Genomic DNA, 13016 nt, shown 5'->3' on the forward strand with positions numbered 1-13016 from the left:
CTTTTAGCGTGATTGACCTAAGTATCGCTTGGCCTTACTAGGTTTTACTTTGTCTAAATCAACGAGCACTAAACCATCAATACAATTATTAAATTCAGGGTCGATACTAAAACTTAGAAACTGTACGCCACCTGCTTCACAAAGCTCGGTGTATTGTTTGAACAAGGTCGGGACTTGTGCGCCAATATTGGCGAGCACATGTTTTAACTCAACAAAGTCCTCTTTAATATCATTACCCGTAAATAGCTGATCACATTGCTCTTTTTGTTGTTCGGTATGACGAAATTCATTATTAGGAATCGCCAATAGTTGCTCTGCACCATAATAATGCTGGTAATAATGAACCAGTAGCGATTTTGCTTGCTCGGGGAGTGCGTTTGACACACTTACTGCACCAAATAAATAACGGTATTGTGGGTAGCGATTCACAAATGCACCAATGCCGAACCATAAATAATCAAGGCTTTTTCTACCCCAGTATTTTGGTTGTACGAAGCTACGGCCAAGTTCAATGCCTTTTTCAAAATAAGGTGCCATGTCATCGCTGTAGTTAAATAGGCTGTCAGTGTATAGACCTTTGCGGCCATGTTTCTCAATGATGTCTTGTGCGCAGGCGAGTCTATATGCACCCACTAATTCAAGCTGCTTTGCATCCCATAAAACAAGATGCTGATAATCCATGTCGTATTTATCTATATCTCGACGTTTACCACTGCCTTCTCCAACTGCCCGAAAAGCAATTTCGCGCAGTCGTCCTAGCTCACGGAAAATCGGCGAGCTACCACAGTATTGATATAAGTAAATTTTCATACCATCAGAGGTTTCACCCAATAATTCACACTCTTCGATGGCTTTTTTTAAGTCTTTTGTTGCTTCTGGACTTGCGATAGGTGTTTGAGTTTTCAAAGGCAGCGGTTTTTTAGTGACAAGTCGATATAATTGCTTTCTTATTAGCTGCGCGATTTCTTTATCTTTTAAGTTTTCAATTAAATATGATTCAGGTGGAATTGAAGCACCAATTTCAAACTCTAATGATTTTTGACGCTGCTTGAACATTTCTTTTACTAACAACAAACTCGCTAACGGTTTATAGATCATTGAAGTACCGTAAAACAAAGGGCTATTTTTCGCTTTAATGTAAATCGGCAAAATAGGAGCGTTGGCTTTTTTGGCCATGCGTAAAAAGCCACTGTTCCACTTACAGTCCTTAATTCCTGTGGGGCTTAAGCGAGACACTTCGCCTGCTGGGAAAATTAATAGCGCTCCATCCGACTTTAAATGCTGTTGAATATTAGCCAGTTCTTTCTTTTTACTGGTGCCAGAAAGGTTATCAACAGGGAGTAGTAAAGAGTGCATAGGGGTGATAGACATCAGCATGCGGTTAGCAACCACTTTTAAATCTGGTCGCACACTAGATAAAACCTTAACTAATGCTAATGCATCGAGTGAGCCAATAGGGTGATTTGCCACAATAACGACGTTACCCTCACTGGGAATGTGTTCTATTTGCTTTGGCTTGTAGCGTGTGTCAAAGTCTAGCTCATCAAGAACCTGCTCAACAAATTCAAGTCCTTGTAGGTGTGGGTATGCATCACCAAAGGCAACAAATTCCTGCTCGTGTAGCAAGTAACCGAGGCCTTTTTTAACTAAGCCTTTTACTTTTGGTGAATTTTCTAACTGTGGTAAATTTGCTTCTATTACTTTATCGACACTGATCATACAAACCTCAAACATAAACGCATTCAGCGATGAGGTTAGAGTAAGAGTTCGCTGTGACAGTTAGGTTGCAGTTGTGTGACTTTTTAAAGAGCGCTTAGAGAGCGGTTCAAAATATGGAGAATACAATGATTTTACTTGTTGCTGTAACAGGTCGAGATTGCAGCCAATTAATTGCTCGATTACAAGCGTTATTACCTGAGGTTGATGTGCAGCTTTGGTCTGAGTGTTCCAACTATGAAGCAGTAGAGTTTGTGCTGGCGTGGAATGCACCGGCTGATTTATGGCCTAAGCTGGTAAATTTAAAAGCAGTGTCTTCATTTGGGGCAGGTGTCGATAGCATCGATTTGTCAGCGATAGCCGCGCATGTTCCCGTTGTTAGAATTGTTGATGATAATCTTGCAAATGATATGGCAGAGTACGTGTTGACTCATGTATTGGCACACAAGCTTAGGCTCAAAGAATATTATTTAAAACAATCAGCTTGCACTTGGAAGCCAAAGCGCGCGTATGCACATCAACATGTGGGTCTTTTAGGCTTCGGCGAGCTAGGCAAGGCGGCAGCGATGAAGTTAGTAGCAAATGGCTTTAAAGTGAGTGCATGGTCAAATAGTGAAAAGCAGCACCCAGAGGTTAGCTGCTATCACACACAGCAAGGGCTTAATGAGATGCTTCCTTTGGTTGACTATCTAGTATGTTTATTACCATTGAATCAGCACACAGCGGGTATTATTAATGAAGCGCTATTAACGATGTTACCTCCTCATGCGGTTGTCATTAATGTGGCAAGAGGTAAGCATGTTATTGATACAGATTTAATTTCGGCGCTAGATAGCAATAAAATACGTGCAGCCACACTGGATGTATTCACTGAAGAACCTCTAGATAAAGACCATCCATACTGGTCTCATGACAAGATTACGTTAACGCCCCATTGCGCTGCTTTATCTGATATTAATAGTGTAGTTGAACAAATTTCAGCTAATGTTAAACGATTAGTTTGTGGGGAAGAGCTAATTAATAAGGTTGATAGAACAAAAGGTTATTGACAAAGTGTGAATTAATTCGTTAAACGCCTTGTTAACATCTGTAACTTTGCTATGCTGAACGTGCATGATAAACAATAATAAGAAGAGGCGTTATGAAATCTAACCAAAATGGGGCGAAATTTAGTCTAGTCATTGTGTCTGTAATCGTTTTAGGTGTCTCTGCATGGTTTAATCAAGCGAATGCAAGTGAAACGAATGTTCAACCAGTAGTAAGTAACCAAAAGTAATCGTGTTATTGGTGCACAAAGTGGATGTGCACCAACTGCCTAGCTCCTTTTAGAGTGGATCTCTCTGTTTTCGTGCTTTTTCTCGTCCGACTTTTTCAGCAACACATAAGTTGCGCCATTTCCTCCATGGTGTTTGAGTGCACTATGAAAGGCAAGTACAGATGGAATTTCTTGTAGCCATTTATTTGTGTAACTTTTTAATATTCCGGGTTTAGATTTGTTTTTAATGCCAATACCATGGCGAACTAATACTACGCGTATGTTGCGTTTATGACAGTCATCAATAAATGTAAGAAGTGTCGTTCTTGCGCGTTGAAGAGGTTGGCCATGTAAATCTAGAGTCGCATCTAGCTGGTATTTAGCTAATCGCAGATTTTTAAAAACTTGTGCTTGCACACCTTCATTTTTAAAGCTTAAAACGGCATGAGGGTCTAATAGTTCCACATACTCGCTCTGTAGATAATTCTCATCCACAGATAAATCGCATTCGGCAGCTTTGCGCTTTTCTTGCTGAGCAAGTGACGGGCCTTGCTTGGTGCTTTTGAGCTTTACAGTGTCGTGTTTAAGAGGTTTAACATCTTCCATTGACATAAGAAATAAGTCGAAGTCGTCTAGTGACATAAGGCACCCCTAAATTACTTATATACGCTGTATATGGTATATCAGTTCAGCTATTTTGTAAGTAAAAAAAAGCCCAAACAGATGGCTGTTTGGGCGTAAACAGTGATAGCTAGGATAACCTGTTCTATCAATTTATCTTAGGAGAAGATTAACCTTGGTTTACATTCAATTGGCCAAATGTATAGACCTTGAATAAATAAAATGTATTGATCAACACTAAGCTCATATTTGAGATCACACTTGATGACATTAGATCTAAACTAAACGATAAAAATAATAAACTACACGCACTAATTGCTGCAAAACGCAGTAAATTTAGTTGGTTAATGAAGAAAGCACCTAATCCTAGTGCAAGTAACGTTAAGTTTAAAAGCCAATCTAGCTCGTTTAGCATGGTCGTATCTAATAGTGTCTGTGTTGAAAAAGGAGCGCCATTATGGTGATCTTTTGCACAGTTTTCAACCAAGTAATTTTATTGTTTTCAGATTAGATTTTTTAATCCATAGCTAGCTTTTTTATTGCAGCAAAAAAGCCACTTTTTTCAGTAATGCGGTATTTCTGGCAGCTGTTAGGGTCGCGTTTATCTTGGCATAGATAAATAGTATTACGGCTAAGGTCTGCACGTGGGATTAGTGTAGAGTCAAACACGTTGGCTCCGTAGCCAAATATGCCAGGCCAGAAGACACTTTGCGATACCATGCCTAGTTTTTCGTAGGTGATTAGAATTGGTTTAGGAGTGATAAGCAAAATTAATAATACGACTGCTAATATGTACCAACGGGCTGGACTTTTCTTTGCGGTCGGCTCTGCTACTGTTTGTTGTATTGGCTGCGTGGGTGTCTGAGGCTTGCTTATTGTTTTTGGTCGTTTGCTAGGGACTGGTTTCTTGCGAGCGGGTTGCTGCCCAAGTAAAGATTGTTTTTTTACATTTTTAGACATAAAGCTTATCTGGCCTTTTATTTATAGGTCTCTATAATGAGATTATAACGAAGTTTTTGATATAATAGTTAAATTCAGATCATATAACATTGATTGTCCTAATTTGCGTAAAAGGTGCATTTCAACATGCAATTAGTGTTTATCTTTAAATATTAAGAGGAATAGTATGGATACGCAGCTTTCAATTTTAATTGTGGACGATGTGGGGACTGTCCGCAGTTTTTTAAGTCAAACGCTAATGCACTTAGGAATTGACAATGTGCGAGAGGCTTCAACAGCTGCACAGTGCTTGAGTGCATGCAAAGAAAAAGAGTTCAATATTATCTTCTTAGATATAGAGCTACCCGATGGTGATGGTAAGGAGATTATTTCACAAATTAATGAAATATCGCCTGAAGCGAATGTAGTGATGGTGTCAGCTCATTCTACTGTTGAAAATGTAAAAGAAGCAATTGAGAAAGGCGCTAAGGGTTTTGTTGTTAAGCCATTCACACCTAAAAAGATTGCGGCTATGTTGAAAAAATTCTACCCAGATCTAGAAATTGTTTAGTGGCTGAGTATTTACACTAGGCATTAAAATTTAGGCAAAAAAAAACCGGCGTAGGCCGGTTTTTTTATATTCATCAAAAACAAATTATAGCGCTTTGATTTTAGCTGCTAAACGGCTCTTATGACGAGCTGCTTTGTTCTTGTGGATTAGACCTTTAGTTGCGTAACGGTCTAGGATAGGTGTTGCAACAGCGAATGCCGCTTGTGCAGCTTCTTTGTCGCCCGCTTCAATTGCAGCAACTACTTTTTTGAAGTAAGTACGCATCATTGAACGACGGCTTGCGTTATGTTGACGATTTTTTTCGCTCGTAATAGCGCGTTTTTTTGCAGACTTGATGTTAGCCAAGGTTTGCTCCTAACAATCTTAAAATAAGCTTAATTTAAAGGCCGTGGAATATGCCTGTTTTTATCATGAATGTCAACGAAATTTTGACATCTCAAGAAAAACTGCTCCTTATAACGAACATCAATTTGCCGCTTTAGCAGTTAATATCGCCATTGTAACAAAGGGTCGGGTTCGAGCCTAGTGCTTTAAAGATATTTTAGGCATAATCGCCCATCTTAGAGGTTTTTTGATAATGGGTTTAAGGTGGCAAAAGGATTATTTCGTTCTGGGATGATTGTCAGTGCAATGACGATGATCTCGCGTATTTTAGGACTAGTACGTGATGCAGTTGTAGCCAATTTATTGGGGGCAAGTGCAGCTGCTGATGTGTTTTTATTTGCTAACCGAATTCCTAACTTTTTGCGCCGTTTATTTGCTGAAGGGGCATTTGCACAAGCGTTTGTACCTGTTTTGTCTGATATTAAAGAGCAGCAAGGTGACGATAAAGTAAGATTATTTGTAGCTCAAGCAGCCGGCACCCTAGGGACAATTTTGCTCGTTGTAACTTTATTTGGTGTGATTGCCTCGCCAGTGATTGCCGCACTGTTTGGTACAGGCTGGTTTATAGACTGGTGGCAAGGGGGAGAAGATGCCGGAAAGTTCGAGCTGGCAAGCGCGCTTCTTAAACTAACTTTTCCATATTTGTTTTTTGTTAGTTTAGTTGCTCTGAGCGGTGCCGTGATGAATGTATACAATCGTTTTGCGGTCGCTGCGTTTACCCCAGTACTTTTAAATATTTCCATTATCACTTGCGCAATTTTTCTGCATGATCAGTTTTCAGTGGGTGCATATGCGCTTGCTATAGGCGTGTTTGTTGGTGGTTTAGTGCAGCTACTGTTTCAGTTACCGTTTTTGTATCGTGCCCGTATGCTGAGCCGTCCTCAATGGGCTTGGCAAGATGAAAACGTTAAAAAAGTACGAAAACTAATGCTGCCAGCGTTATTTGGCGTCTCGATTAGTCAAATAAACTTGTTGCTTGATACCATGATAGCTTCAATGTTAATGACGGGTTCCATTGCGTGGCTTTACTATTCTGACAGGTTGATTGAGTTTCCTCTTGGCCTATTCGGCATTGGTATTGCGACGGTAATTTTACCTGCACTATCTAAACTCCATAGTACGAAAAGCACACGTGATTTTCAGCACACGCTAGATTGGGGAGTGCGCTTTGTCATCTTTTTAGGCTTACCCGCCATGTTTGGCTTGATGGTGATAAGCCCATTAATCATCACCGTACTTTTCGATCATGGCGCATTTCAAAATGGTGAGATAGATCATGTTCAAGCGGTAAGTTATGGCGTAATGGCTTATTCAGTTGGCTTAGTTAGTTTTATGCTGATTAAGGTGTTAGCACCTGGTTTCTATTCGCGTCAGGACACGAAAACGCCTGTTAAAATTGGCATTAAAACGTTAGTGCTTAATATGGTCTTTAATATTATGCTAGCGCCGTTTATTGGTTATTTAGGGTTGGCACTTGCTACGTCTATGTCGGCAAGCTGTAATGCGTATTTGCTGTATCGTCAGTTGCACAAAGAAGGTGTTTATCAGTTTTCAGGCATGAGCCTTAAATTTAGTTTTAAATGTTTGTTTTCTAGTGTGTTTATGGCGGCGGTAGTTTGGTATGTTGGACAGCTCGTTGCTTGGCAAACTTGGCACTTTATGGAGCAAGTTTCGTTACTTGCAGGGTTACTCGTGTTAGCCGCATTCGTATACTTTTCGTCTTTGTTTGTAATGGGAATTCGACTAAATACGATAAAAAGTGTTGCAACTACTGAATCGAACTAAAAAAAAGATTATAATCGGCGTTTCACGCCCGATATCTGTGTTTGGGCTCGCTGATAAAGGCAAAAAGGTGGCATGGAGTTAATTAGAGGTATTCACAATATACGCGCGCAGCATTTTGGCTGTGTGTTGACTATTGGTAATTTTGATGGCGTGCATTTAGGTCATGCAGAAGTGATTAAAGGCTTGCTACAAGACGCACAGAAACATCAATTACCAAGTACTGTGATGTTATTTGAGCCTCAGCCACAAGAGTTTTTTGCTAAAGACAACGCGCCTGCACGTTTGACACGACTTCGTGATAAGCTCAGCTTACTAGCAAAGCTGGGTGTTGAACGGGTGATTTGCATTAGTTTTAATCAGCAGTTTGCCAATATGGAAGCTGAGCAATTTGTCAGCCAAGTTTTAGTTGAAAAATTAGGTGTTAAAGCACTGACTGTGGGTGATGATTTTTGTTTTGGTAAGCGTCGCCGCGGTGATTTTTCACTACTGAAAAACATGGGCACTGAGCTAAACATGGATGTGAAAAGTACGGCTAGTTTTAGAAGACTTAATGATAGAGTAAGCAGTACTCTTATTCGCCATGCGCTTGCCGCAGGGCAATTAGAAGACGCAAAAACCATGTTAGGTCATGGTTATGCGATTTCTGGGCGTGTGATTCATGGCTGGGCAAAAGGTCGTGAACTAGGCTTTAGAACAGCCAATATTGCATTAAAACGTCAAGTATGCCCAGTAAACGGGGTGTTTGCGGTACGTGCAATAGTTGGCAATAAAGAATTATTTGGGGTTGCAAATATTGGCAACAAACCCACATTTAATGGAACACGCGCATTGTTAGAAGTTCATCTTTTCGACTTTGCGCAAGATATTTACGGACAATTTATGCACGTGGAGCTGATTAAGAAGCTCCGCGATGAGAAAAAATTCGAGACATTAACACAACTGACGGCGCAGATTGCAGATGATGTAACCGCCGCGAAGCAGTGTTTTGGTTTAAACTAGGTAGCCGATACGGAAAGTAGGATTAATGAGCGACTACAAACATACTTTGAATTTACCGGAAACAGCGTTTCCAATGCGCGGCAATTTGGCACAACGTGAACCAAAGATGCTTAAGACATGGTATGAAGACGATCTTTACGGTCAAATTCGCAGCGCTAAAAAAGGTAAGAAAACCTTCATTTTGCATGACGGCCCTCCGTATGCAAACGGTGATATCCATTTAGGCCACTCGGTAAATAAAATTCTTAAAGATATTATTGTTAAGTCAAAAACCCTGTCTGACTTTGATGCACCTTATGTGCCTGGTTGGGACTGTCACGGTTTACCAATTGAGTTAATGGTTGAAAAGAAAGTCGGTAAGCCTGGCGTGAAAGTGTCTGCTGCTGAGTTCCGTGAAAAATGTCGCGAATATGCAAAAAAGCAAGTTGAAGGTCAAAAAACAGACTTTAAACGCTTAGGCGTATTTGGTGACTGGGATAAGCCTTACTTAACAATGAACTTTGACTTTGAAGCGAATGCGATTCGCGTGCTTGGTCGCATCATTAAAAATGGTCATTTACACAAAGGTGCTAAGCCTGTTCACTGGTGTACAGACTGTGGCTCAGCACTTGCTGAAGCAGAGGTTGAATACCAAGATAAACAGTCGCCAGCAATCGATGTGCGTTTTGAGTTTGCTGATCAAGATGCAGTTATTAATGCGTTTGAACTAGCAGATGGTCATCAAGGTATCGGTACTGTAAGCACCGCAATCTGGACAACAACACCGTGGACACTTCCTGCTAACCGTGCAGTAGCGGTTCATGAAAAACTTGAGTATGCCCTTGTTCAAGTTGACGATGAAGGTGCACAGCAGCGTCTAATTTTAGGTTCTGAGCTAGTTAAAGATGCTATGGACCGTTATGGATTTAAGCATTATCACGTACTTGGCTATGTGAAAGGTGCTGCACTTGAGAATTTACAGGTTGCTCACCCATTTTATGACTTCACAGTGCCAGTTATTGTTGCTGATCACGTAACAACTGATTCTGGTACGGGTGTTGTACATACTGCGCCTGGTCACGGTCAAGAAGATTTCGCGGCAGGTCTTGCTTATGGTCTAGAAGTAGCTAACCCTGTTGGTGCAAACGGTGTTTATTTACCAGACACACCAATGTTTGCTGGTCAGCACGTATTTAAAGCAAATGCGAGCGTTATTGACGTATTAACTGAAAACAATGCGTTATTGCATCACCATGCGCTTACGCACAGCTACCCACATTGCTGGCGTCATAAAACGCCAATTATCTTCCGTGCTACGCCACAGTGGTTCGTAAGTATGGATCAAGCTAACCTTCGTCAAGATTCATTAAACGAAATCAAAAAGACTGAGTGGTTACCTGAGTGGGGCGAAAGCCGCATTGCAAATATGGTTGAAGGCCGTCCTGATTGGTGTATTTCACGTCAACGTACATGGGGTGTGCCAATTGCATTATTTGTAGACAAAGACACAGGTGCGCTTCACCCAAATACCCAAGAGCTGATCGAAGAAGCTGCGAAGTTAGTTGAAAAATCAGGTATTCAAGCTTGGTATGACTTAGACCCTGCTACTTTACTTGGCGATGACGCTGAGCAATACATGAAAGTACAAGATACGCTAGATGTATGGTTCGACTCAGGTGTGACTCACGCATGTGTGGTTGATGCACGTGAAGATTTAACCGGTCCTGCTGATCTTTACTTAGAAGGTTCTGACCAACACCGTGGTTGGTTTATGTCGTCAATGATGACATCGGTTGCTATCAATGGTCATGCGCCTTACAAGCAAGTATTAACACATGGTTTTACGGTTGATGAAAATGGCCGTAAGATGTCTAAATCATTAGGCAACGTAATTTCGCCACAAAACGTGATGAACAAACTAGGTGCTGATATCTTACGTTTATGGGTTGCATCAACTGACTTTACAGCTGAAATGACTGTATCTGATGAAATCTTTAAACGTTCAGCAGACCGTTATCGTCGTATCCGTAACACCAGCCGTTATTTACTTGCGAACTTAAATGGTTTTGATCCAAAAACAGATCAAGTTGCTATTGAAGACATGGTTGAGCTTGACCGTTGGATTGTTGGCCGTGCAGCCGAGCTTCAAGATGAGATTTTAGCGGCTTACGATAAGTACCAAATGCTACTTGTAACGCAAAAGCTAATGAACTTCTGTACTGGTGAGCTAGGTTCGTTCTACCTAGATGTAATCAAAGACCGTCAGTACACAGCGAAAAGCGATAGCCACGCACGTCGTTCATGTCAAACCGCGCTTTACCACATTGCTGAAGCAATGACACGTTGGATGGCACCGATTTTAAGCTTTACTGCACAAGAAATTTGGGAAGCATTACCAGGCGAGCGTGGCAAGTTTGTATTCACTTCAGTGTGGTACGATGGCTTAAAAGCCTCTTCGCAGGGTAAGTTCAGCAACGATGATTGGTTAACAATCTTAAATGTACGTGATGAAGTTAACCGTGTATTAGAGGCAGCTCGTAAAGAAGACGTTATTGGTGCAACTCTACAAGCAAACGTAAGCATCTACGCAAGTGAAGAGTTAAGCTCTAAACTAGCTGCGTTAGGTGATGAACTACGCTTTGTATTATTAACGTCAGGCGTAACAGTTGAAACTGTAACAGCGCAGCCTGAAGGTACTCAGGCGACTGAGATTGACGGCCTATTCATTAAAGTTGCTGCAACAACCGCTGAAAAATGTGAGCGTTGTTGGCATTACTGTGATGATGTAGGTGCTAACCCTGCTCATCCTGAAATCTGTGGTCGTTGTGTAAGCAATGTTGACGGCGATGGTGAACAGCGTCAGTTCGCATAGGAGTTGTTTGTGAGCAAACTAGCCGGAAAAAGTGGCTTGGTTTGGTTATGGCTGAGTCTACTACTTTTAGTAGTAGACCACGCGACAAAAACACTTGTCGTTAATACCATGGCCTACAAAGAGTCGATAGATATTCTGCCTTTTTTTAATTTCACTTATGTACATAATTATGGTGCAGCCTTCAGCTTTTTAAGTGACTCTGGAGGTTGGCAGCGCTGGTTTTTTAGTCTGATAGCTGTGTCGATCAGTGTACTTTTAGTGTGGTGGCTTAAACGCTTACCAGCGACAAACAAGGTATTGTGCTCAGCTTATGCATTGGTGTTAGCAGGGGCTATTGGCAATTTATACGACCGTATTGCTTATGGTTATGTCATTGACTTCTTGCACGTCTATTATGAAAACTGGCACTTTCCTGTTTTTAATATTGCTGATTGTGCCATTTGTATTGGTGCCGCATTACTTTTATTTGATGCCTTTACAGGCGAAAGTCCTAAGGAGCAAAAAGCATGAGCCAAGCAGTAATTGGTAATAACTCTGAAGTGATCTTTCATTTCTCAATTAAGTTAGAAGATGGCTCAGCAGCTGATTCTACTAAAGTTCATAATAAACCAGCTAAATTGCGAATGGGTGACGGAAGCCTAACAGAGAACTTTGAAAAATGTTTGTTAGGTTTAGCGGCAGGTGACAATAAATCTTTTGAACTTGAGCCAGAGGATGCATTTGGCCAACCTAATCCTGATAACATTTATTATGTTGACCGCAGCAAGTTTGGCGCAGATACGCCAGCTGAAGTTGGCAATATAATCGCGTTTACTCAACCAGACGGTACTGAATTACCTGGTCTTGTTCGTGAAGTACAAGGTGAGTCTGTAACGATTGATTTTAACCACCCTTTGGCTGGTCAACGTTTGACTTTTGAAGTTGAGATTTTAGAGGTAGCGGGCTGATGGATATTTTATTAGCCAATCCGCGCGGTTTTTGCGCGGGTGTTGACCGCGCAATTAGTATTGTTGAGCGTGCACTCGATATCTTCGAAAAGCCTATCTATGTTCGCCACGAAGTTGTGCATAATCGTTATGTGGTTGATGGTTTAAAAAATCGTGGCGCTGTTTTTGTTGAAGAGCTTGACCAAGTGCCTGACGATAGCATTGTTATTTTTAGTGCCCATGGTGTATCGCAAGCTGTTCGCAACGAAGCAAAACGCCGTGAATTAAAAGTGTTTGATGCAACCTGTCCGCTGGTCACTAAAGTTCATATGGAAGTAACTCGTGCGAGTAAAAAAGGCATAGAGTGTGTGTTGATTGGCCACCATGGGCACCCAGAAGTTGAAGGCACCATGGGGCAGTATGACAACGAAGCGGGTGGTATTTACTTAGTAGAAACCCCTGAAGATGTCGAAAAGCTGAGTGTTAAAAACCCTGAAAACTTATTTTACTGTAGCCAAACGACATTATCTGTAGATGATACAGCTGATGTGATTGATGCACTACGTGCTAAGTTTCCAGCCATTGATGGCCCACGCAAAGATGATATTTGTTACGCAACGCAAAACCGCCAAGACGCAGTCCGTGATTTAGCGGATAAAGTGGATGTATTACTTGTTGTGGGAGCAAAAAATAGCTCTAACTCAAACCGTCTACGCGAGCTTGCTGATAAAATGGGCACGAAGGCGCATTTGATTGATGATGCAAGTAACGTTGAAGCGGATTGGTTCGACAATGTCAATGCGGTGGGTGTTACTGCCGGCGCATCTGCACCTGAAGTTCTGGTTCAGCAAGTTATTGCGCGCCTGAAAGAATTAGGCGGTAATCAAGTTGTTGAAAACCCTGGTGAAGAAGAAAATATAGTATTTGCCGTTCCTGTTGAGCTACGCTAATCTAAGCGGATAACTGTGA

General features: G+C 41.3%; 14 protein-coding genes. 9 read left to right on the plus strand and 5 right to left on the minus strand.

All coding sequences use genetic code 11. From position 1 onward, the window contains the following. Positions 1-3: 3 nt before the first annotated feature. Positions 4-1719: a lysophospholipid acyltransferase family protein gene (locus tag LY624_RS05545; protein WP_341804081.1), complete on the minus strand. Its 1716-nt coding sequence runs from the start codon at positions 1717-1719 to the stop codon at positions 4-6. Positions 1720-1844: 125 nt separating this feature from the next. On the opposite strand from LY624_RS05545, the gene LY624_RS05550 reads away from it, so the two are divergent. Next, positions 1845-2765, plus strand: a complete 921-nt coding sequence (locus tag LY624_RS05550; protein ID WP_341804082.1) for a 2-hydroxyacid dehydrogenase — start codon at positions 1845-1847, stop codon at positions 2763-2765. Positions 2766-2857: 92 nt separating this feature from the next. Beyond that, positions 2858-2992, plus strand: coding sequence for a hypothetical protein (locus LY624_RS05555; RefSeq protein ID WP_267136365.1), 135 nt, complete (start codon positions 2858-2860; stop codon positions 2990-2992). 39 nt (positions 2993-3031) lie between these two features. Here the strand turns inward: LY624_RS05555 and smrA are convergent, their stop codons facing one another. The 3 genes from smrA to LY624_RS05570 all read right to left on the minus strand — a co-directional run bounded on the left by smrA (position 3032) and on the right by LY624_RS05570 (position 4552). After that, positions 3032-3613, minus strand: coding sequence for a DNA endonuclease SmrA (smrA, locus tag LY624_RS05560; protein WP_130151240.1), 582 nt, complete (start codon positions 3611-3613; stop codon positions 3032-3034). A 148-nt stretch (positions 3614-3761) separates the two neighbouring features. Then, a complete protein-coding gene (locus LY624_RS05565; protein ID WP_130151241.1) occupies positions 3762-4007 on the minus strand; it encodes a hypothetical protein in 246 nt (81 codons plus the stop codon). A gap of 101 nt (positions 4008-4108) precedes the next feature. Then, positions 4109-4552: a hypothetical protein gene (locus LY624_RS05570; protein WP_341804083.1), complete on the minus strand. Its 444-nt coding sequence runs from the start codon at positions 4550-4552 to the stop codon at positions 4109-4111. Between the two features lie 166 nt (positions 4553-4718). Here LY624_RS05570 and LY624_RS05575 point away from each other — a divergent pair, with 166 nt between their 5' ends. After that, a complete protein-coding gene (locus LY624_RS05575) occupies positions 4719-5102 on the plus strand; it encodes a response regulator (RefSeq protein ID WP_130151243.1) in 384 nt (127 codons plus the stop codon). A gap of 84 nt (positions 5103-5186) precedes the next feature. On the opposite strand, the gene rpsT is transcribed toward LY624_RS05575, so the two are convergent. Beyond that, positions 5187-5447 carry a 30S ribosomal protein S20 gene (rpsT, locus tag LY624_RS05580; protein ID WP_036967030.1) on the minus strand — a complete coding sequence of 87 codons (261 nt, stop codon included), beginning with the start codon at positions 5445-5447 and terminating at the stop codon, positions 5187-5189. A gap of 243 nt (positions 5448-5690) precedes the next feature. Here rpsT and murJ point away from each other — a divergent pair, with 243 nt between their 5' ends. The 6 genes from murJ (at position 5691) to ispH (ending at position 12997) form a co-directional block, all read left to right on the plus strand. Further along, positions 5691-7271, plus strand: a complete 1581-nt coding sequence (gene murJ, locus LY624_RS05585) for a murein biosynthesis integral membrane protein MurJ (RefSeq protein WP_341804084.1) — start codon at positions 5691-5693, stop codon at positions 7269-7271. Positions 7272-7343: 72 nt separating this feature from the next. After that, positions 7344-8270, plus strand: coding sequence for a bifunctional riboflavin kinase/FAD synthetase (ribF, locus tag LY624_RS05590; protein ID WP_237119466.1), 927 nt, complete (start codon positions 7344-7346; stop codon positions 8268-8270). A gap of 25 nt (positions 8271-8295) precedes the next feature. Beyond that, entirely contained in the window at positions 8296-11121 is a 2826-nt protein-coding gene (gene ileS / locus LY624_RS05595; RefSeq protein ID WP_341804085.1) for an isoleucine--tRNA ligase, read from the plus strand. A 9-nt stretch (positions 11122-11130) separates the two neighbouring features. Further along, positions 11131-11631, plus strand: coding sequence for a signal peptidase II (lspA, locus tag LY624_RS05600; protein ID WP_062570513.1), 501 nt, complete (start codon positions 11131-11133; stop codon positions 11629-11631). Then, positions 11628-12068 (plus strand): FKBP-type peptidyl-prolyl cis-trans isomerase, encoded by a 441-nt coding sequence (fkpB, locus tag LY624_RS05605; protein WP_062570514.1) that lies wholly within the window; start codon positions 11628-11630, stop codon positions 12066-12068. The genes lspA and fkpB overlap by 4 nt, the downstream gene beginning before the upstream one ends. Further along, a complete protein-coding gene (ispH, locus tag LY624_RS05610; protein WP_130151246.1) occupies positions 12068-12997 on the plus strand; it encodes a 4-hydroxy-3-methylbut-2-enyl diphosphate reductase in 930 nt (309 codons plus the stop codon). Before fkpB ends, ispH begins: the two co-directional genes overlap by 1 nt. Positions 12998-13016 lie beyond the last annotated feature (19 nt).

The organism is Pseudoalteromonas sp. N1230-9, from assembly GCF_032716425.1.
In the GTDB taxonomy this organism is placed as follows: domain Bacteria; phylum Pseudomonadota; class Gammaproteobacteria; order Enterobacterales; family Alteromonadaceae; genus Pseudoalteromonas.

Excerpts from the sequence above, each read along its gene's own strand:
- LY624_RS05545 (WP_341804081.1), bottom strand. The coding sequence starts at position 1,719 with ATGATCAGTGTCGATAAAGTAATAGAAGCAAATTTACCACAGTTAGAA.
- LY624_RS05550 (WP_341804082.1), top strand. The coding sequence starts at position 1,845 with ATGATTTTACTTGTTGCTGTAACAGGTCGAGATTGCAGCCAATTAATT.
- LY624_RS05555 (WP_267136365.1), top strand. The coding sequence starts at position 2,858 with ATGAAATCTAACCAAAATGGGGCGAAATTTAGTCTAGTCATTGTGTCT.
- smrA (WP_130151240.1), bottom strand. The coding sequence starts at position 3,613 with ATGTCACTAGACGACTTCGACTTATTTCTTATGTCAATGGAAGATGTT.
- LY624_RS05565 (WP_130151241.1), bottom strand. The coding sequence starts at position 4,007 with ATGCTAAACGAGCTAGATTGGCTTTTAAACTTAACGTTACTTGCACTA.
- LY624_RS05570 (WP_341804083.1), bottom strand. The coding sequence starts at position 4,552 with ATGTCTAAAAATGTAAAAAAACAATCTTTACTTGGGCAGCAACCCGCT.
- LY624_RS05575 (WP_130151243.1), top strand. The coding sequence starts at position 4,719 with ATGGATACGCAGCTTTCAATTTTAATTGTGGACGATGTGGGGACTGTC.
- ribF (WP_237119466.1), top strand. The coding sequence starts at position 7,344 with ATGGAGTTAATTAGAGGTATTCACAATATACGCGCGCAGCATTTTGGC.
- ileS (WP_341804085.1), top strand. The coding sequence starts at position 8,296 with ATGAGCGACTACAAACATACTTTGAATTTACCGGAAACAGCGTTTCCA.
- fkpB (WP_062570514.1), top strand. The coding sequence starts at position 11,628 with ATGAGCCAAGCAGTAATTGGTAATAACTCTGAAGTGATCTTTCATTTC.
- ispH (WP_130151246.1), top strand. The coding sequence starts at position 12,068 with ATGGATATTTTATTAGCCAATCCGCGCGGTTTTTGCGCGGGTGTTGAC.